Raw genomic sequence first — 18454 nt, 5'->3', positions numbered from 1 at the left:
CGAGGGAAGCAATGTCCGATCAAAACGTCGAATTGCGTAAAGCGGGCCTGAAGGTAACTTTGCCAAGGGTCAAAATCCTGAGCATTTTGGAGAACAATCCTGATGCTCACCTGAGTGCAGAAGACGTTTATCGTTCACTGATTGATAACGGTGAAGATGTCGGACTGGCGACTGTGTATCGCGTGCTCACTCAGTTTGAAAGCGCCGGCTTGGTGGTGCGCCATAACTTTGATGGCGGCCACTCTGTGTTTGAACTGGCGCGTGGTGAACACCACGATCACATGGTCGATGTTGATGACGGCACTGTGATTGAATTCACCAATGACGAGATTGAGCGCTTGCAGCACGAAATTGCGGAAGCCAAAGGTTTTGATCTGGTCGATCACAGCTTGGTGCTGTACGTCAGAAAGAAGAATCGTTGAGCTGACACCACCTCAGCATAAAAAAGCCCGGCTAGCCCGGGCTTTTTTATGCGCCAGACTTAGTTCACTGAGTTCGGTGTACTAAGTTCGGTTCACTAGGATCAGTGTGCCAGCTTAAGCATTTCCTGTGCGTGGGCCAGCGTCTGGCGGGTGATGTCAATGCCTCCGAGCATGCGCGCCACTTCTTCACAGCGCTGCTGATCATTTAACTGACGGATATGGGTGTGCGTTGCTTGATCGCCGCTGATCTTGCTCACCTGAAAATGTTGGTGCGCCTGAGCAGCCACTTGTGGCTGGTGGGTAACGCACATTACTTGAGTTTGGTCTCCCAAGGTCCGCATTAAGCGACCAACGCGCTCGGCGGTGCCGCCACCGATGCCCACGTCTACTTCGTCAAAAATAATGCAGCCGATGTCATTGCTTTGTGCCGTGACGACTTGGATCGCTAGGCTGATGCGTGCCAGCTCACCGCCAGAGGCGACTTTGGCCAAAGGTCCCATCGGCATACCTGGGTTGGTTTGCACATACAATTCGACTGTGTCGATGCCATGGCTGGCGGCTTTGGCGCTGGTGATGCCGGTTTGCAGCACGACTTGGCCGAGCGCTAGAACCTGCAGCTGCTCCGCCACCTGCTGATCCAACTGTTGCGCAGCGGCTTGGCGCTGCTGTGACAGCAACTCAGCTTGCTGCTGATACTGTTGCTGCAGCTCAACGGCTTGCTGTTGCAGCAGCTCCAGATCGTCATCCGACAGGCTGATATCGGCCAGCTGTTGCTCCAGCTGCTGCCAATGATCGTATAAAGACTGAGGCGTGGTGTGGTGTTTGCGCGCCATGCTGAACAGTTCGCTCAGGCGCCCTTCGACTTGTTGCAAACGGTGAGGGTTGATGTCGACTTGTTCTAAATAGCGTTGCAGCGACAGCCCGGCCTCTTCCAATTGGATGTGGCCTTGCTGCAGCAGTTCTTTGGCATCGTTTAAATCCGGATGTTCGTCATCGAGTGCTTGCAGTTGTTGGATGGCCTGCCATGCCAGTTGCACAGCGCTGGTATCACTATGCTCATCGCCTAAGCACAGTACCAGCCCTTGCTGGCCACTGAGCAATACCGTCTCAGCGCCAGCCAAGCGTTTGTGCTCGCGCTCTAACTCTTCGAGTTCATGCTCACCCAGCGCCAGTTCTCGCAGTTCCTCCACTTGATAACTCAGCAGCTGCTTTTGCGCTTCGTTCTCGGCGCTGTGTTCGCGCAACTGGCGTAGGGTCTGTTCGGTGCGTTGCCATAGGCGAAAATGCTGGCTGACTTGCTGGCGCATCTCATTCAGGCCGGCGAAGTTGTCCAACAATTGGCGCGCGGTATCCGGTTGCAGTAAGCGTTGATGGGCGTGTTGTGCGTGGATATCGATCAGACATTCGGCCAGCTGTCGCAGTTCGTTCAGAGTGCAGGTGTGGCCGTTAATGTAGGCACGAGAGCGGCCTTCGTTGGAAACAATACGGCGTAACAATACGTCCTGCTGCTCTTCGGTGGGGTGATCTTCCAGCAGTTCTTTATCCTGCAGCCATTGGCGTGCGGCCTGTGTCAGCTGGAAAGTGGCAGTGACTTCTGCACGTTCTGCCCCTTGGCGCACAAAGCCTGCTTCTGCGCGGTTTCCCAGTGCTAACCCTAAGGCGTCCAGCAAAATGGATTTACCGGCGCCAGTTTCACCGGTGATTACCACCATGCCGTGCTGAAATTCCAGTTCCAGTTGCTCAACCAGAGCAAATTGGCGAATAGACAGATGACTGAGCATAAGGTTGCTCCTACCTGAATGGATATACAGTGTTTTTATATACAGTGGACCGATCTGTCAAGGGAATCGCATGTTAGCCCTTGAAAGTTTTGTAACCGTTCCCATATACAGCCCAGCAGAATGACGATTGAGGAAGAGTTGGATGTCTGACGAGCACAAACAAGACGACACTACTATCGATGAGGCCGTAGTAGAGACGGCTGAAGAGCAAGCCGAGCTCAACGACGCCGTCGACGCGGACGATCAACTGAGTAAGGCGCTGGAAGAAATTACCCAGCTGAAAGAACAACAATTGCGCGTTCAGGCGGAGATGCAAAACGTGCGTCGTCGCGCTGAGATGGACGTTGAAAAAGCGCACAAATTTGGTTTGGAAAAGTTTGCCAGCGAGATGCTCACCGTGGTCGACAACCTGGAGCGAGCACTGGCAGCGGCAGGCGATGACGAAGCCACACAAGCACTGCGTGAAGGCGTTGAAATGACGCTGACCGGTTTGCTGGCATCGCTGGAGAAATTCCAGGTGCAAGCCGTCGACCCACAAGGTCAGCCATTTGATCCGGAGCTGCATCAGGCGATGTCGATGGTCGACAACCCAGACGTAGCCGCCAACACCGTCATTGCCGTGATGCAAAAAGGCTACACGATCAGTGGTCGGTTGCTGCGTCCAGCGATGGTGATGGTCAGCAAAGGCGCTGGCAAAGTGGACGAGAAAGCATAAAAACCCCACATCAGGCCTTGAAAAGCGATTTTACGCACTTACATAGAGAATAACGCTGAACATCGCGGTTTCAGGCCGACAGCAAAACGAGATATTGAACAATTGAGTTAACCGCCCCAGAGCGGTGATCGGAGATAATAGCTATGGGTAAAATTATTGGTATCGACCTGGGCACCACGAACTCTTGTGTGGCGGTTCAGGACGGCGACAAAGCCAAAGTCATTGAGAACGCCGAGGGTGATCGCACCACCCCGTCGATTATTGCTTACACCGACGGTGAAACTCTGGTCGGTCAACCAGCCAAACGTCAGGCGGTGACCAACCCGGACAACACCCTGTTCGCCATTAAGCGTCTGATTGGCCGTCGCTTCGCCGACGATGTGGTGCAAAAAGACATCTCTATGGTGCCGTACAAAATCATCGAAGCCGACAACGGCGACGCCTGGGTACAGGTCAACGGTGAAAAATTCGCGCCACCACAAATTTCAGCTGAAGTGCTGAAAAAGATGAAAAAGACCGCCGAAGACTACCTCGGTGAGACTGTCACAGAAGCCGTTATCACGGTGCCTGCGTACTTCAACGACTCACAGCGTCAGGCGACCAAAGACGCCGGTAAAATCGCTGGTCTGGAAGTGAAGCGCATCATCAACGAGCCAACGGCAGCGGCGCTGGCGTACGGCATCGACAAAGAAGGTGGTGACCGCACCATCGCGGTATACGACTTGGGTGGTGGTACTTTCGATATCTCCATTATCGAAGTGGCCGATGTCGACGGTGAAAAGCAGTTCGAAGTACTGGCGACCAACGGTGACACCTTCTTGGGTGGTGAAGACTTTGACTTGCGCTTGATCGAATACTTGGCCGACGAGTTCAAGAAAGACAGCGGCATCGATCTGCACAATGACCCATTGGCACTGCAGCGTTTGAAAGAAGCGGCAGAAAAAGCCAAGGTTGAATTGTCTTCTGCGCAGCAAACCGACGTGAACCTGCCGTACATCACCGCGGATGCAACCGGTCCTAAGCACTTAAACGTGAAAGTGACCCGTGCCAAGCTGGAAAGCCTGGTTGAAGATCTGGTTGAGCGCTCACTGGAGCCTTGCCGCATTGCCTTGAAAGATGCCGGTGTTAGCTCCGGTGAAGTAGATGAAGTCATCCTGGTGGGTGGTCAGACCCGTATGCCAATGGTGCAGCAGAAAGTGGCTGCGTTCTTCGGCAAAGACCCACGTAAAGACGTCAACCCAGACGAAGCGGTGGCGGTTGGTGCAGCGATTCAAGGCGCGGTGCTGTCAGGTGATGTCAAAGACGTACTGCTGCTGGACGTGACTCCGCTGACCCTGGGTATTGAAACCATGGGTGGCGTAGCGACGCCGCTGATCGACAAGAACACCACCATTCCGACTAAGAAGTCGCAGGTGTTCTCAACCGCGGACGACAACCAAACCGCCGTGACCATTCACGTGGTTCAGGGTGAGCGTAAGCAGGCGGCACAGAATAAGTCACTGGGTCGTTTTGACTTGAGCGATATTCCACCGGCGCAGCGCGGTGTGCCGCAAATTGAAGTGACCTTCGATATTGACGCTAACGGTATCTTGAACGTGAGCGCCAAAGACAAGGCCACCGGCAAAGAGCAGTCGATTGTGATTAAAGCGTCGTCTGGTCTGAGCGATGATGAAATCGAAAAAATGGTCGCCGATGCTGAAGCGAATGCCGAAGCAGACAAGCAGTTCGAGGAAATGATTCAGGTGCGCAACACCGCCGATGGCCTGATTCACGCGACCAAGAAAACGCTGGAAGAAGCCGGTGACAAAGCGACTGACGACGAGAAGCAGGCGATTGAAAAAGCCATTGCTGAGTTGGAAGAAGCGTTGAAAGGTGACGACAAAGCAGCTATTGAGCAGAAAACTCAAGCGCTGACGGAAGCGTCCAGCTCTCTGGCGCAAAAGCTGTACGCTGAGCAAGCGCAACAGCAAGGCCCAGCGGATGCTGCCGGTGACCAAGATTCAGCCAAAGACGACGACGTAGTCGATGCTGAGTTCGAGGAAGTGAAAGACAAATAATCAGAGCCTGCTCTGACGTTATGACGCGGCACCGCAGGACTCCTGAGGGCCGCGTTTTTTGTGTATCTACAGGATACGGAACGTATGTCAAAACGAGATTATTACGAAATTCTGGGTGTGGCGCGCGACGTTGACAGCAAAGAGCTGAAGCGCGCTTATCGCAAGCTGGCGATGAAATACCACCCGGACCGCAACCCGGATGACCCGGAAGCCGACGCCAAATTTAAAGAAGCGACCGAAGCCTACGAAATACTGGGCGATGAGCAAAAGCGCGCAGCCTATGACCAGTATGGTCATGCCGGTGTTGACCCGAATGCGGGCGGCGGCTTTGGTGGCGGCGGCGGTGCCAACTTTAGCGACATCTTTGGCGATGTATTCGGCGATATTTTTGGTGGCGGCGGTGGTCGTGGCGGCCGCGGCGGCCCGCAGCGCGGTGCCGATTTGCGCTACACCATGGAGCTGACGCTGGAAGAAGCCGTGCGTGGTGTGGAAAAAACCATCCGCGTGCCAACCTTGGTAGGTTGTGAGCCTTGCGGTGGCAGCGGTGCCAAGCCTGGCACGTCACCGAAAACCTGTACCACCTGTGGCGGTCAGGGCCAGGTGCGCATGCAGCAAGGTTTTTTCTCGGTGCAGCAGACCTGCCCGACCTGTCGTGGACAGGGCACCATCATTGAAGATCCGTGCGATAGCTGCCATGGCCGTGGTGTCAAAGAAGAGACCAAAACCCTGTCGGTGAAGATTCCGCCGGGTGTTGATACTGGCGATCGCATTCGTTTATCGGGTGAGGGTGAAGCCGGTGCCATGGGTGGCCCTGCGGGCGATCTGTATGTGCAGGTGAGTGTGCGCGAACACGATCTGTTCCAGCGTGATGGCCGTAACCTCTACTGTGATGTGCCGATCAGCATTGTTGATGCAGCGCTGGGCGGTGAGTTGGAAGTGCCGACTCTGGATGGTCGCGTGAAGCTGAAGATTCCGGCAGAAACGCAAAGTGGCAAGCTGTTCCGTCTGCGTGGCAAGGGTGTGACTCCTGTACGCGGTGGATCGCCCGGCGACCTGTTATGTCGCGTGCAAGTGGAAACGCCGGTGAATCTGACCAGCGAGCAGAAAGAGCTGTTGCGTCAGTTCCAAGCATCACTGAATGGCGAAAAACACTCACCGAAAAAAACCGGCTGGTTTGATGGTGTGAAAAAGTTCTTTGAGGAAATCTGATCCAGCTGGCCGCAAGGCCAGTTTGGCGGTGTAACGGGATAGCTATGACACGAATTGCGATTGCCGGTGCTGCCGGTCGAATGGGCCGGGTGCTGATCGAAGCGGTGGAGCAACACGAACAGGCCTCGTTGGGTGCGGCCTTTGTGCTGTCCAATGACCCTATGTTGGGAGTTGATGCTGGTGCTTTGGCTGGCTTAGGCAAGACGTTGGAGGTCAACACCAGTGCGTCCATTGCCGATCAGATTGACGAGTTTGATGTGCTGATCGACTTTACGTCACCGGTGTCGACCATCGCCAATGTAGAGTTATGTCGCGCAGCGGGCAAACCGATTGTGATTGGCACCACCGGGTTGGATGAAGCGCAAAAGGCGCAGTTGCAAGCGTCGTCTGTGGATCATCCAATCGTGTTTGCGGCCAATTATTCGGTGGGTGTGAATCTGTGCCTGAATTTGCTGCGCATGGCGGCGTCAGTCATGGGCGACGACAGTGATATCGAAGTCATTGAAATGCATCACCGCCACAAGGTCGATGCGCCATCTGGCACGGCGCTGCGCATGGGCGAAGTGTTGGCGGAAACCATGGGTTGGGATCTGAAAGAAGTCGCTGTCTATGGTCGCGACGGTCATACCGGTGCGCGGCCGCATAAGCAGATTGGCTTTGAAACCATTCGTGGCGGTGATGTGGTGGGGGATCACACTGTGATGTTTGCCACCGAAGGCGAGCGCGTGGAAATTACCCATAAAGCACAAAGTCGCATGACCTTTGCCAAAGGTGCCGTGCGAGCTGCGCTGTGGGCTGTGGATCAGCCGCAGGGGCTGTATGGCATGCAGGACGTGTTGGGCTTTTAAGCTCAGGACGTGCAATAAAAAACGGGCCAATGGCCCGTTTTTTATTGCTGACTATTAAGCTTTGACGCCGAGTAGGTGATCAAAGCCGCGCTCGACCATATTGGCCATGCCACGAGGTTTGCCATTGGGGTCAAACACCATAGACACCAGCATTTGTGCATTACCCAATGCCCAGCGTGCCCGTTCTTTGGGCGCCAAGCCGGGCTCTAATTGACCACTTTTGATGCCCTTGTCGATTTGCTTGGAGATGATGTCCAGCAGCTTGTTTTGGAACTCCAGGTACGAGGGCCAGATGTCTTCGCGCACGGAGGCGCTCCATTCCAGCCATACCTTGATGTATTCAGGGTGTTCTTCACAGGCCTGTAAAAACGCTTTGATGTGGGCGCGAATGGCTTGCACCGGATCTTCATGATCTTTATACACATCTTCTGCCAGTTGCAGCAAAAATTGCTCAACTTCGACCAGAACGTCATTCACCAGTGCTTCACGTGTTTTGAAATAATTGAATACGGTGGCAACAGAGACGCCACCTCTTTCGGAAATTTCGGTATGACCGCCGCGACCAATGCCACGTTGGGCAAACACTTCGACCGCATGAGACAGTAATAGGCGCTTGCGCTCCTCGGGTTGCAGACGACGACGTCCATCAACGGCTACAGGCATAAAATAGTCCTCACATCTTCCTCGGGTGCTGTTGTTGTATAGCGAGTGCCTGTTTTCAGCTGAACAGGCGTGCTGTTTTTCAGAGTAGGGCGCTAGTTAAGCTGCTGTTAGTAGTTAAAGCGCTCAATAATAATAAAGGACGATGCAGCGGCTAGGGGAGCCAAATCCGGTGTAAGTTTGTTTTTCTGCATTGTTACATTGTGTAACTTGTGGTATTGCTCATGCCGCTATGTACCGCCATCACAGACATTGTGAGGCGTGACCGGCTGCATGGACAAAAGCAGGCCATTTCAGTATCATTTAGGGTTAAGTCCAGTATGTACAGAGGTGTTGCCTGCCAATCAGGGCACCTGATGAATCAGTTTAAAAGCGGAATGGGGTCGTTAGCGTCGCCATTCCGCTTTTTTACGACCAGTCGCCAGCGCTGCGGCACCGAAGACATGCAGACCTCATCTTGTTCATCTATCTGTTCGGGGATTGAGCCTTGCCTACGCCAGCCATTCTTGCTCTTGAGGACGGCAGTCTGTTTAAAGGTACCAGTTTTGGTGCTGCAGGACTGTCGGTGGGAGAAGTGGTGTTTAACACTTCTATGACGGGTTACCAGGAAATTCTGACCGACCCATCCTATGCCAACCAAATTGTAACTCTCACCTATCCACACATCGGCAACTACGGTACCAACCGTGAAGACGAAGAATCGCGCGGCATTTTTGCCAAAGGCTTGGTGATTCGGGATCTGCCTCTGGTGGCCTCCAACTTCCGCAGTGAGCAAGCTCTGGATGAGTACCTGCAGCAGCACAATATTTTGGGCATCGCGGACATCGACACCCGCCGTCTGACGCGATTGCTGCGGGCCAAAGGGTCACTCAATGGCTGCATATATGCCGGTGACGACGCATACGAGCAAGCGCGTATCGACGACGCTGTGTCCCAAGCGCAGGCGTTCCCCGGCCTGAAAGGCATGGACCTAGCAAAAGAAGTCACCACAGCAGAAGCCTACCGCTGGACTGAAGCCGATTGGCAATTGGGCAAAGGCTACGGCGAGCAAACAGCGCCCAAATTTAAAGTGGTGGCTTATGACTATGGTGTTAAGCGCAACATTCTACGCATGCTGGCTGAGCGTGGTTGCGAGCTGACGGTGGTGCCAGCACAAACGCCGGCCAGTGAGGTGTTGGCGATGAATCCAGATGGCATCTTCCTGTCCAACGGCCCGGGTGACCCAGAGCCGTGCGATTACGCCATTGCGGCGATCAAAGAGATTTTGCAAACCCACATTCCTGTGTTTGGTATTTGCTTGGGCCATCAGTTGTTGGCACTGGCCTCTGGCGCTAGCACGGTCAAAATGGGTCATGGCCACCACGGCGGTAACCACCCGGTGCAAGACCTGGAGTCTGGTGTGGTAATGATCACCTCGCAAAACCACGGCTTTGCGGTGGATGAAGCGACCTTGCCGGACAACCTCAAAGCGACGCACAAATCGCTGTTCGATGGCACGCTGCAAGGCATTGCCCGTACCGATAAACCTGCATTCAGTTTCCAAGGGCACCCGGAAGCGAGCCCAGGCCCGCACGATGTTGCTCCGCTGTTTGACCAGTTTATCGATCTGATTGAAAAAGCCCGCCAATAAGGACCTTGCCATGCCAAAACGTAGCGATATCAGCAGTATTTTGATCATTGGCGCTGGTCCGATTGTGATCGGTCAGGCCTGTGAGTTTGACTATTCCGGCGCCCAGGCCTGCAAGGCCCTGCGCGAAGAAGGTTACCGCGTCATTCTGGTGAACTCGAACCCAGCCACCATCATGACCGATCCGGTGATGGCCGACGCTACTTACATTGAGCCGATCAGTGTGGAAGCAGTGGCGAAAATTATCGAAAAAGAGCGCCCCGATGCGTTGCTGCCGACCATGGGTGGCCAAACTGCGTTGAACTGTGCCCTTGGCCTAGAGCAGGCTGGCGTATTGGAGAAGTTCGGCGTTGAAATGATTGGTGCCAATGCCGACACCATCGACAAAGCCGAAGACCGGGATCGTTTTGACCAGGCGATGAAAAACATCGGTCTGGAATGTCCACGTGCTGGCATTGCCCACTCGCTGGAAGAAGCACGCGAAGTGCAAAAAGACTTGGGCTTTCCGTGCATTATTCGCCCGTCGTTCACTATGGGCGGCAGTGGTGGTGGCATCGCCTATAACAAAGAAGAGTTTGAAGAGATTTGCCAGCGCGGTCTGGACTTGTCTCCCACCAATGAGCTGCTGATCGATGAGTCGCTGATTGGCTGGAAAGAGTACGAGATGGAAGTGGTGCGTGATAAAAACGACAACTGCATCATCGTTTGCTCGATCGAAAACTTCGATCCTATGGGCGTGCACACTGGCGACTCCATCACCGTCGCGCCAGCACAAACCCTGACCGACAAAGAATATCAGCTGATGCGCGACGCATCCCTAGCGGTATTGCGTGAGATTGGCGTGGAAACCGGCGGTTCAAACGTACAGTTTGGTGTGGACCCTAAAACTGGTCGCGTGGTGGTGATTGAGATGAACCCGCGGGTATCGCGCTCATCAGCACTGGCTTCCAAAGCCACTGGCTTCCCGATTGCCAAAGTCGCTGCCAAGTTGGCGGTGGGTTACACCCTGGACGAGCTGCAAAACGACATTACTGGCGGTGCGACGCCAGCCTCGTTTGAGCCATCCATCGACTACGTCGTGACCAAAATTCCACGCTTCACCTTTGAAAAATTCCCGCAAGCCGATGCCCGTTTGACCACGCAAATGAAATCCGTGGGCGAAGTGATGGCCATGGGCCGCACGCAGCAAGAATCGCTGCAAAAAGCACTGCGCGGTTTGGAAGTGGGCGCCACTGGCTTTAATCCTAAGGTGGACCTCGAAGCAGACGGCGCTCGCGATAAGATTTTTGCCGAACTGAACACTCCTGGGGCCGAGCGCATTTGGTACATCGCCGATGCCTTTCGCATGGGCATGAGCGTTGAAGAAGTGTTCGCTCACTGTGCTGTGGACCCTTGGTTCCTGGTTCAGATTGAAGATCTGATCAAAGAAGAAGCGGAAGTTGCTGCCAGCAGCGCGCATTCGTTGGATGCCGACCGTATTTATCGCCTCAAGCGCAAGGGCTTCTCCGATGCGCGCTTAGCCGAGCTGTTGGGCGTGAGCGAAAAAGCGTTCCGTAAGCAACGCCAGAAGATGGGTGTGCGCCCAGTGTACAAGCGTGTCGATACCTGTGCGGCCGAGTTCGCCACCGACACGGCGTACATGTACTCCACTTACGAAGAAGAGTGTGAGGCAGCGCCATCTGAGCGCGATAAGATCATCGTGCTGGGTGGTGGTCCTAACCGCATTGGTCAGGGCATTGAGTTCGACTACTGTTGTGTGCACGCCGCTTTCGCCGCTAAGGAAGAAGGCTTCGAAGCCATCATGGTCAACTGTAACCCGGAAACGGTTTCTACCGACTATGACACTTCAGACCGCCTGTACTTTGAGCCGCTGACGCTGGAAGACGTGCTGGAAATCGTCGACAAAGAGCAGCCGAAGGGTGTGATCGTGCAGTACGGTGGTCAAACGCCGCTCAAGCTGGCGAATGAACTGGAAGCGGCGGGCGTGCCAATCATCGGCACCTCTCCAGAGGCCATTGATCGTGCAGAAGACCGTGAGCGTTTCCAGCAGATGATTCAGCGTCTGGGACTGAAACAGCCGGTGAATGCAACGGTCACCTCGGCAGAAGAAGCGGTGGCGAAAGCCAACGACATCGGTTATCCACTGGTGGTGCGTCCTTCGTATGTGTTGGGTGGTCGCGCGATGGAAATCGTCAACGACGAAACCTCGCTGCGTCGTTACATGCGTGAAGCGGTGCAGGTGTCGAACGACTCGCCGGTACTGCTCGACTACTTCCTCAACCGTGCGGTGGAAGTCGATATCGACGCCGTGTGTGACGGTGAGCAAGTGGTGATTGGCGGCATCATGCAGCACATTGAGCAAGCCGGTATTCACTCGGGTGACTCCGCTTGTTCGTTGCCACCGTACAGCTTGCCTGCCGATGTGCAGGACGAAATGCGCGACATGGTATGTAAAATGGCGCTGGAGCTGGGTGTTATCGGCCTTATGAACACCCAGTTGGCTTGGCAAGATGGCGAAATCTACGTCATTGAGGTGAACCCACGTGCTTCACGTACCGTGCCATTTGTTTCCAAGTGCATTGGTACGTCGCTGGCGGCGATTGCCGCAAAAGTAATGGCGGGCAAAACCTTAGCGGAGCTCGGGTTTACCGAGGAAATTATTCCACCTTACTTCTCGGTTAAAGAAGCGGTATTCCCATTCAACAAGTTCCAAGATGTGGATCCGATTCTGGGCCCTGAAATGAAGTCGACCGGCGAAGTGATGGGAGCGGGCACCAGCTTTGGTGAGGCTTTCTACAAAGCTCAGCTGGGAGCAGGCGCCAGCATTCCGCATGGCGGCGTGGCGTTTGTGTCTGTGCGTGATGCCGATAAAGACGGCGTTGTGGATGTGGCCAAAGGGCTGATCGCTTGTGGTTTTACCCTGGTATCGACGTCGGGCACCTGCAAAGCGTTGCAGCAGGCTGGTGTCGCGGTTGACCATGTGAACAAGGTCACTGAAGGTCGTCCACATATTGTTGATATGATTAAAAACGACGAAATCGCGTTGATTGTAAACACCACCGAAGGTGCGCAAGCGATTATCGACTCGGCTGACATTCGTCGCAGTGCGTTGCAGCACAAAGTTTATTACACCACCACCTTGGCTGGCGCTGAGGCGGTGGTGGAAGCACTGCGCTCGCCGGGCTTAAACGAAGTTCGTCGTCTACAAGAACTGCACGCGTCCATTTAATGGGCGCGCTGTTAAGGAGTGATGTATGCAAAAATACCCTATGACCAAAGAAGGCGAACAGGCACTGCGTGATGAGCTGCAACAGCTCAAAAGTGTCGAGCGCCCGAAGGTGATTGAGGCCATTGCTGAAGCACGTGAGCACGGCGATTTGAAAGAAAATGCTGAGTATCACGCTGCACGTGAGCAACAGGGGTTTATTGAAGGCCGTATCCAGGATATCGAAGGTAAGCTGTCCAACGCTCAGGTGATTGATATCACCAGCATCCCGCACACGGGCAAAGTGCTGTTTGGCACCACCGTCAGTATCATTAACTGTGACACTGACGAAGAAGTGCAATACAAGATTGTTGGCGACGACGAAGCGGACATTAAAAACAACCGCATCTCTATTTCGTCACCGATCGCGCGTGCGCTGATTGGTAAGGAAGAAGGCGACATCGTTGTTGTTCAAGTTCCTGCCGGTGCGGTGGAATATGAAATTGACCAGGTTCAGCACGTCTAAGCCATCGTCAATGGATTAAAAAAGCCGGCTAATAGCCGGCTTTTTTGTGGCGCTTTAAAAATCTTCTGTCGAGGTAAACAAACCAACGCGCAGATCTTTGGCCTGATAAATTTCTCGGCCATCCACTTCCATGCGGGCATCGGCGATGCCCATCACCAACTTTTGTTCCATCACGCGTTTGATGTCGATGCGGTAGGTGACTTTTTCTGCTTTGGGCAGCACTTGGCCACGAAATTTGACCTCGCCACAGCCCAATGCTCGGCCGCGCCCTGGGTTGCCGCGCCAGCCAAGGAAGAAGCCCACCAGTTGCCACATGGCGTCTAACCCTAAGCAGCCAGGCATTACCGGGTCACCTTCAAAATGGCAGTCGAAGAACCACAGGTCTGGACGAATATCGAGCTCGGCGATGATTTCGCCTTTGCCGTAGGCGCCGCCCTCGGAGCTGATGTGCACGATGCGATCCATCATAAGCATGTTGGGAAGTGGTAGGCGGGCATTGCCTTCGCCGAACATGTCACCGTGGCCGCAGGCCAATAATTGTTCGCGATCGAAGGAAGACGGTTGGCTCATTGAGAATCCTCATGTGTCATTTTTTGCTGACAGACTGACACATGAGGAGGCGTTCACCTAATGAAGGTTTTTTGAAAAAAATGCAATAAAGCTAGAAATGACCTATCGAAGTCGTAGCAATCCGATCTAATTACACTTTTTCAACCAGCAAGCTACCGATGGAGTAGCCGGCACCGAAGGAGCAAATCAGGCCGCTTTCGCCAGCAGCAAAGTCGTCTTTAAAGCGGTGGAAGGCGATCACTGAGCCAGACGATGCGGTGTTGGCAAACTCGTCCAGTACGATGGGTGCTTCGTTGCCCTCCGGCTCGCGGCCGAGCAGTTTTTTAACCGCAAAGTTGTTCATATTGATGTTGGCCTGATGTAACCACATGCGCTTCAGGTCTTGCGGCTCCAGCTGGCTTTCGGCCAACTGCTCGGTGATGAACTGAGTCACCAGCGGCAGCAGCTCTTTAAAGACTTTACGGCCTTCTTGTTTGAAGAATGGGCGATCTTCTGGCAAATCTTCAAAGCAGTAGTCGGCGTAAGACGCGTCGCTGCGAATGTTGTCGGAGAATTGGGTGAACTGTTTGGTGTGGCGAATACGGAAGGCATGTTCGCTGTTGCAGCTGTCCTCTGGCTCCAGTACGGCGGCAGTGGCGACATCGCCAAAGATAAAGTGGCTGTCGCGCGATTTGAAGTTTAACCCTGGCGTGGTGAACTCTGGGTTTACAAATAAAACGCAGCGAGCAATGCCTGCTTTGAGCGCGGCATAGGCGTTGATCATGCCAAATGTCGCCGACGAGCAGGCAATGCCCATGTCGTAGGCGGCGCCTTTAATGCCCAGGTCACGCTGAATCTCCACCGCCATGCCCGGATAATCACGCTGGCGGAAGGTGCTGGAGACAATCACCAGATCAATGTCTTCCGGCTTTTTATTGGCTTGTTGCATGGCCTCTTTGGCTGCGGCGATGCCCATGGTCACCATTTCAGGTGTTTGCCCTTCGCGCGTGGCATCGAACACCGGGTGCATAACGGCTGGGTCGATAATGCCGTCTTTATACATGGCATAGCGCGCTTTGATACCTGATGCTTTCTCGATGAACTCTGAGCTAGACGGTGACAATGCTTCACGCTCACCGGCGGCAATTTGTTCGGCGTATTCTTCGTTATGTCGCTCAACATAGGCGTTATAAGCAGCGACCAGTTCATCATTGGTGATCTGGTGAGGGGGGGTGAACAAGCCGGTTCCTGAAATAACAATATCTGACATGCGCTGCGTAACCTTATTCTTGAGGGCGATCAAAGCCGAGAGCGATAAAATCCTGCCATTATCCCTGTAACTGCGCGCCCTTCCAACTCCCGATTAGTGGCGGTTAAGCAACGCTGCATGGCAACATGCGAAAAAATGAGGATGGCTTATTGGGTATAGTCGTTTCGTCAGGAGGAGTCTGTGTGCGGCGCTATTTAATTTTGCTCAGGACGTTTTGGCTGGGCGGCTTGTGGGCTTGTACTTATCTGGTGCGTCCGCTGTTGGAGCACAAAGGTTACTTTCCTCATCATGGTTTGGAGGTGATGCATGCCATGGTCGGCATGGGCGCGGTAGCCGGAGGGGTGCTGCTGCTTATGGCGCTGGTGCGTCGGGTATTTCACTGGCACCAGTTATCGTCGCAACTGTTGTTGGTGATGCTGGCGTTGTCTGGCGGGTATTTTGCCTTGTGGCCGTGGTGGAAGCTGCAAATGATGGTGGTACACGCCATGTGTGCGTTGGGGTTGCTGTGGTTGTGGCTGGCACCACAGGACGTGGTGCAGCGCTCGCGTTAGCGATTCAGGTTAGACAGGTTCGGATTGGCCTTTGGGTTGCGGCGCAGCAGCAGTGCGGTATTACCGATTTGCTGTACCAGAGTGGCCGAGCAGATTTTAATCATTTCGGCGATCACCGCTTTTTTGACCTCACGATCACCCACGGCCAGTTTGACTTTGATCAGCTCGTGATCGTCCAGTGCGCGATTCAGCTCATCAATAACCCCTTCTGACAGGCCGTTGCCAGCAATCATTACGATGGGGTTGAGGCTATGGCCAATTGCACGGTAGGCCTTCTTTTGTTCGTTGCTCAGTGTCATGCGGAGTCGGTTACTCAGGTTTTCGATGGTAAACTGCCAGTATACCGCAACCAGGAGAAAAACCCCTATGGCGCGCTCGAAAAGCAGTGCCGGCTGGCTGAAAGAACACGTCGATGACGAATACGTGCAACGCGCGCAGCAAGATGGCTACCGTACCCGGGCCAGTTACAAGCTGTTGGAGTTGGATGAAAAAGATAAGTTATTCCGCCCAGGTATGACTGTGATTGATTTGGGCAGTGCGCCGGGAGGCTGGTCGCAGGTGGTGGCTCAGCGCCTGAATGGCCAGGGCGTGGTGATCGCGTCCGACATCCTGCCCATGGACAATATTGCCGATGTACAGTTTATACAGGGTGATTTTACCGAACAGTCTGTTTTTGATGAACTCATGGCGGCGGTTGATGGTCGTCCTGTAGACCTTGTAATTTCCGATATGGCCCCCAACATGAGTGGAGTGGCATCCATAGACCAACCCGGTGCCATGTATTTGGTCGAGCTAGCGCTGGATATGGCGCGGCAAACCCTGAAACCGAGAGGCGAATTTGTCGCCAAAGTGTTCCAAGGGGAGGGATTTGATGACTACCTTGCGGACGTCAAACAATCCTTTACAAAAGTTCTGATCCGAAAGCCCAAGGCCTCTCGTGCCCGTTCGCGCGAGGTTTACATAGTGGCAAAAGGTTTCCGGGCCTAAGCTCGCTTGCTAAGCTTAGGCTTCTGGCAAGCATCCCGGTGGGATGGGCAGTTAATTGAGGTGGTGCCTAAATATGGCCAAAAATTTCATTCTGTGGGCAGTGATTGCTGCTGTCCTGATGATGGTGTTCAACAATTTTCAGAACGTTGGGCAGGGAGCGCAATACTCCTACTCAGAGTTCATCACAGCGGTAGAAAGTGGCCAGGTTGAAAAGGTCACCATTTCTGGCCAAACCATCAAAGGCATCAGCTCCAGTGGCGAAGCATTTGAAACCATATTGCCTGTGTACGACGACAAACTGATGGACACACTGCTGGAAAATCGCGTGCAGGTTATTGGTGAAAAGCCTGAAAAGCAGGGTTTCTTGTCACAGTTGCTGCTGGCCTCACTGCCGATCCTGATCATCATTGCCGTGTTCATGCTGTTTATGCGTCAAATGCAGGGCGGCAGCGGTGGTCGTGGCGGCCCTATGGCATTTGGTAAAAGCAAAGCCAAGCTGTTGAGCGAAGATCAGATCAAAACCACTTTCGAAGACGTCGCTGGCTGTGATGAAGCCAAAGAGGACGTGAAGGAATTGGTGGAGTTTTTACGCGATCCCGGCAAGTACCAGCGCCTGGGCGGTAAAATTCCTCGGGGTGTGCTGATGGTCGGTCAGCCCGGTACCGGTAAAACGCTGCTGGCCAAGGCCATTGCTGGCGAGGCCAAGGTGCCGTATTTCTCCATTTCCGGTTCTGATTTTGTGGAAATGTTTGTTGGTGTTGGTGCATCGCGTGTGCGCGACATGTTTGATCAAGCCAAGAAGCAGGCGCCTTGTATCATCTTTATTGACGAAATTGATGCGGTAGGCCGCTCACGTGGTGTGGGTATCGGCGGCGGTAATGACGAGCGTGAGCAAACGCTGAACCAGTTGCTGGTGGAGATGGACGGCTTCGAAGTCAACGATGGCATCATCGTGATTGCCGCGACCAACCGTCCTGACGTGCTTGACCCAGCGTTGCTGCGCCCAGGCCGCTTTGACCGTCAGGTCACGGTTGGCTTGCCTGATATTCGCGGTCGCGAGCAAATCTTGAAAGTGCATATGCGCAAAGTGCCGGTGGCCGACGACGTCAAGCCATCGCTGATTGCGCGTGGTACCCCGGGTTTCTCCGGTGCCGATTTGGCCAACTTGGTCAACGAAGCTTCGCTGTTTGCCGCACGCGCCAACAAGAATCTGGTCACCATGGAAGAGTTCGAGCAGGCCAAGGACAAGATCCTGATGGGTGCTGAGCGTAAGACCATGGTGATGTCGGAAAAAGAAAAGACCAACACCGCCTATCACGAGGCGGGTCACGCCATTGTTGGGCGCTTGGTGCCGGAGCATGATCCGGTATACAAGGTCTCTATTATCCCGCGCGGCCGTGCACTGGGTGTGACGATGTTCTTACCGGAAGAGGATCGCAACTCGATCAGTAAGCGTGGCATCGAGAGCAATATCTGTTCCTTGTATGGCGGTCGTATCGCGGAAGAAATGACGCTGGGCAAAGACGGTGTCACCACTGGCGCGTCTAACGACATTGAACGTGCTACCAAATACGCTCGCAACTACGTGACCAAATGGGGCTTGTCGGAGAAACTCGGCCCGCAGCTGTATTCAGAAGAAGAACAGCAAAGCTACTTGGGCTCCGCCGGCGGTGGGCAGATGTCGCACTTGTCGGATGATACGGCGCGCTTGATCGATGCGGAAGTGAAAGAGCTGTTGGATGGTTGTTATCAGCGTGCTTACCAAATTCTGGAAGACAATCGCGATAAGCTGGAGCTGATGAAGGACGCCTTGATGGAGTTCGAAACCATCGACGCAGATCAGATCGATGACATCATGGAAGGCCGTAAGCCTCGCCCACCTAAGGCTTGGAATGGCGATGACTCCTCAGGGCCAGCAGCGCCAGCGGAGGAAAGCCAAGATATGGCTCAGGACGATGACGACGGCATTGTCGGTGACCCAGCCGGCGAGCAACGCTAACTCTACCAGGCGGCCTTCGGGCCGCCTTGTCTGTTTGGACTCTTCATT

Annotated in this window: 16 protein-coding genes; 11 read left to right on the top strand and 5 right to left on the bottom strand. The window is 54.1% G+C overall.

Annotation, left to right across the window (positions count from 1 at the left end; all coding sequences use genetic code 11):
* Positions 1 to 11 precede the first annotated feature (11 nt).
* Positions 12 to 422, top strand: a complete 411-nt coding sequence (gene fur, locus CHH28_RS00565; protein ID WP_094058486.1) for a ferric iron uptake transcriptional regulator — start codon at positions 12 to 14, stop codon at positions 420 to 422.
* A 101-nt stretch (positions 423 to 523) separates the two neighbouring features.
* Here the strand turns inward: fur and recN are convergent, their stop codons facing one another.
* Positions 524 to 2203: a DNA repair protein RecN gene (gene recN, locus CHH28_RS00560; RefSeq protein ID WP_094058485.1), complete on the bottom strand. Its 1680-nt coding sequence runs from the start codon at positions 2201 to 2203 to the stop codon at positions 524 to 526.
* Between the two features lie 142 nt (positions 2204 to 2345).
* On the opposite strand from recN, the gene grpE reads away from it, so the two are divergent.
* The 4 genes from grpE (at position 2346) to dapB (ending at position 7032) form a co-directional block, all read left to right on the top strand.
* Positions 2346 to 2918 carry a nucleotide exchange factor GrpE gene (gene grpE, locus CHH28_RS00555; protein ID WP_094058484.1) on the top strand — a complete coding sequence of 191 codons (573 nt, stop codon included), beginning with the start codon at positions 2346 to 2348 and terminating at the stop codon, positions 2916 to 2918.
* A gap of 143 nt (positions 2919 to 3061) precedes the next feature.
* Positions 3062 to 4975, top strand: coding sequence for a molecular chaperone DnaK (dnaK, locus tag CHH28_RS00550; protein ID WP_094058483.1), 1914 nt, complete (start codon positions 3062 to 3064; stop codon positions 4973 to 4975).
* Positions 4976 to 5059: 84 nt separating this feature from the next.
* Positions 5060 to 6184, top strand: coding sequence for a molecular chaperone DnaJ (dnaJ, locus tag CHH28_RS00545; RefSeq protein ID WP_094058482.1), 1125 nt, complete (start codon positions 5060 to 5062; stop codon positions 6182 to 6184).
* A 44-nt stretch (positions 6185 to 6228) separates the two neighbouring features.
* The gene (gene dapB / locus CHH28_RS00540) at positions 6229 to 7032 is read left to right on the top strand and encodes a 4-hydroxy-tetrahydrodipicolinate reductase (RefSeq protein ID WP_094058481.1); all 804 of its coding nucleotides are present in this window, start codon (positions 6229 to 6231) and stop codon (positions 7030 to 7032) included.
* Between the two features lie 54 nt (positions 7033 to 7086).
* On the opposite strand, the gene CHH28_RS00535 is transcribed toward dapB, so the two are convergent.
* Positions 7087 to 7695 carry a TetR/AcrR family transcriptional regulator gene (locus CHH28_RS00535; protein WP_094058480.1) on the bottom strand — a complete coding sequence of 203 codons (609 nt, stop codon included), beginning with the start codon at positions 7693 to 7695 and terminating at the stop codon, positions 7087 to 7089.
* A gap of 484 nt (positions 7696 to 8179) precedes the next feature.
* Between CHH28_RS00535 and carA the strand changes: the two genes are divergently transcribed.
* From carA to greA, 3 genes are read left to right on the top strand one after another with little or no spacing between them, the layout of a single operon-like run.
* On the top strand, positions 8180 to 9322 hold the full coding sequence (gene carA, locus CHH28_RS00530; RefSeq protein WP_094058479.1) for a glutamine-hydrolyzing carbamoyl-phosphate synthase small subunit: 1143 nt from the start codon (positions 8180 to 8182) through the stop codon (positions 9320 to 9322).
* A gap of 10 nt (positions 9323 to 9332) precedes the next feature.
* The gene (gene carB / locus CHH28_RS00525; protein WP_094058478.1) at positions 9333 to 12548 is read left to right on the top strand and encodes a carbamoyl-phosphate synthase large subunit; all 3216 of its coding nucleotides are present in this window, start codon (positions 9333 to 9335) and stop codon (positions 12546 to 12548) included.
* A 25-nt stretch (positions 12549 to 12573) separates the two neighbouring features.
* The gene (gene greA, locus CHH28_RS00520; protein ID WP_094058477.1) at positions 12574 to 13050 is read left to right on the top strand and encodes a transcription elongation factor GreA; all 477 of its coding nucleotides are present in this window, start codon (positions 12574 to 12576) and stop codon (positions 13048 to 13050) included.
* A gap of 54 nt (positions 13051 to 13104) precedes the next feature.
* Here greA and fabA read toward each other — a convergent pair whose 3' ends face one another.
* Positions 13105 to 13620, bottom strand: a complete 516-nt coding sequence (gene fabA / locus CHH28_RS00515) for a 3-hydroxyacyl-[acyl-carrier-protein] dehydratase FabA (protein WP_094058476.1) — start codon at positions 13618 to 13620, stop codon at positions 13105 to 13107.
* Positions 13621 to 13750: 130 nt separating this feature from the next.
* On the bottom strand, positions 13751 to 14869 hold the full coding sequence (locus CHH28_RS00510) for a beta-ketoacyl-ACP synthase III (RefSeq protein WP_094058475.1): 1119 nt from the start codon (positions 14867 to 14869) through the stop codon (positions 13751 to 13753).
* 182 nt (positions 14870 to 15051) lie between these two features.
* Here CHH28_RS00510 and CHH28_RS00505 point away from each other — a divergent pair, with 182 nt between their 5' ends.
* Positions 15052 to 15420 carry a hypothetical protein gene (locus CHH28_RS00505; RefSeq protein WP_094058474.1) on the top strand — a complete coding sequence of 123 codons (369 nt, stop codon included), beginning with the start codon at positions 15052 to 15054 and terminating at the stop codon, positions 15418 to 15420.
* Here CHH28_RS00505 and CHH28_RS00500 read toward each other — a convergent pair.
* On the bottom strand, positions 15417 to 15719 hold the full coding sequence (locus CHH28_RS00500; protein ID WP_094058473.1) for a YhbY family RNA-binding protein: 303 nt from the start codon (positions 15717 to 15719) through the stop codon (positions 15417 to 15419). The two genes, CHH28_RS00505 and CHH28_RS00500, sit on opposite strands and share 4 nt — an antisense overlap.
* Positions 15720 to 15786: 67 nt before the next feature.
* On the opposite strand from CHH28_RS00500, the gene rlmE reads away from it, so the two are divergent.
* Together rlmE and ftsH are read left to right on the top strand one after the other, a co-directional pair.
* Positions 15787 to 16407, top strand: a complete 621-nt coding sequence (gene rlmE, locus CHH28_RS00495; RefSeq protein ID WP_094058472.1) for a 23S rRNA (uridine(2552)-2'-O)-methyltransferase RlmE — start codon at positions 15787 to 15789, stop codon at positions 16405 to 16407.
* Positions 16408 to 16480: 73 nt separating this feature from the next.
* Positions 16481 to 18406 (top strand): ATP-dependent zinc metalloprotease FtsH, encoded by a 1926-nt coding sequence (gene ftsH, locus CHH28_RS00490; RefSeq protein ID WP_094058471.1) that lies wholly within the window; start codon positions 16481 to 16483, stop codon positions 18404 to 18406.
* Positions 18407 to 18454 lie beyond the last annotated feature (48 nt).

It is taken from the genome of Bacterioplanes sanyensis (assembly GCF_002237535.1).
Classification (GTDB): domain Bacteria; phylum Pseudomonadota; class Gammaproteobacteria; order Pseudomonadales; family Oceanobacteraceae; genus Bacterioplanes; species Bacterioplanes sanyensis_A.
Note: the sequence above shows the minus strand (reverse complement) of the source record. Positions and strands in the feature narration are given on the sequence as shown.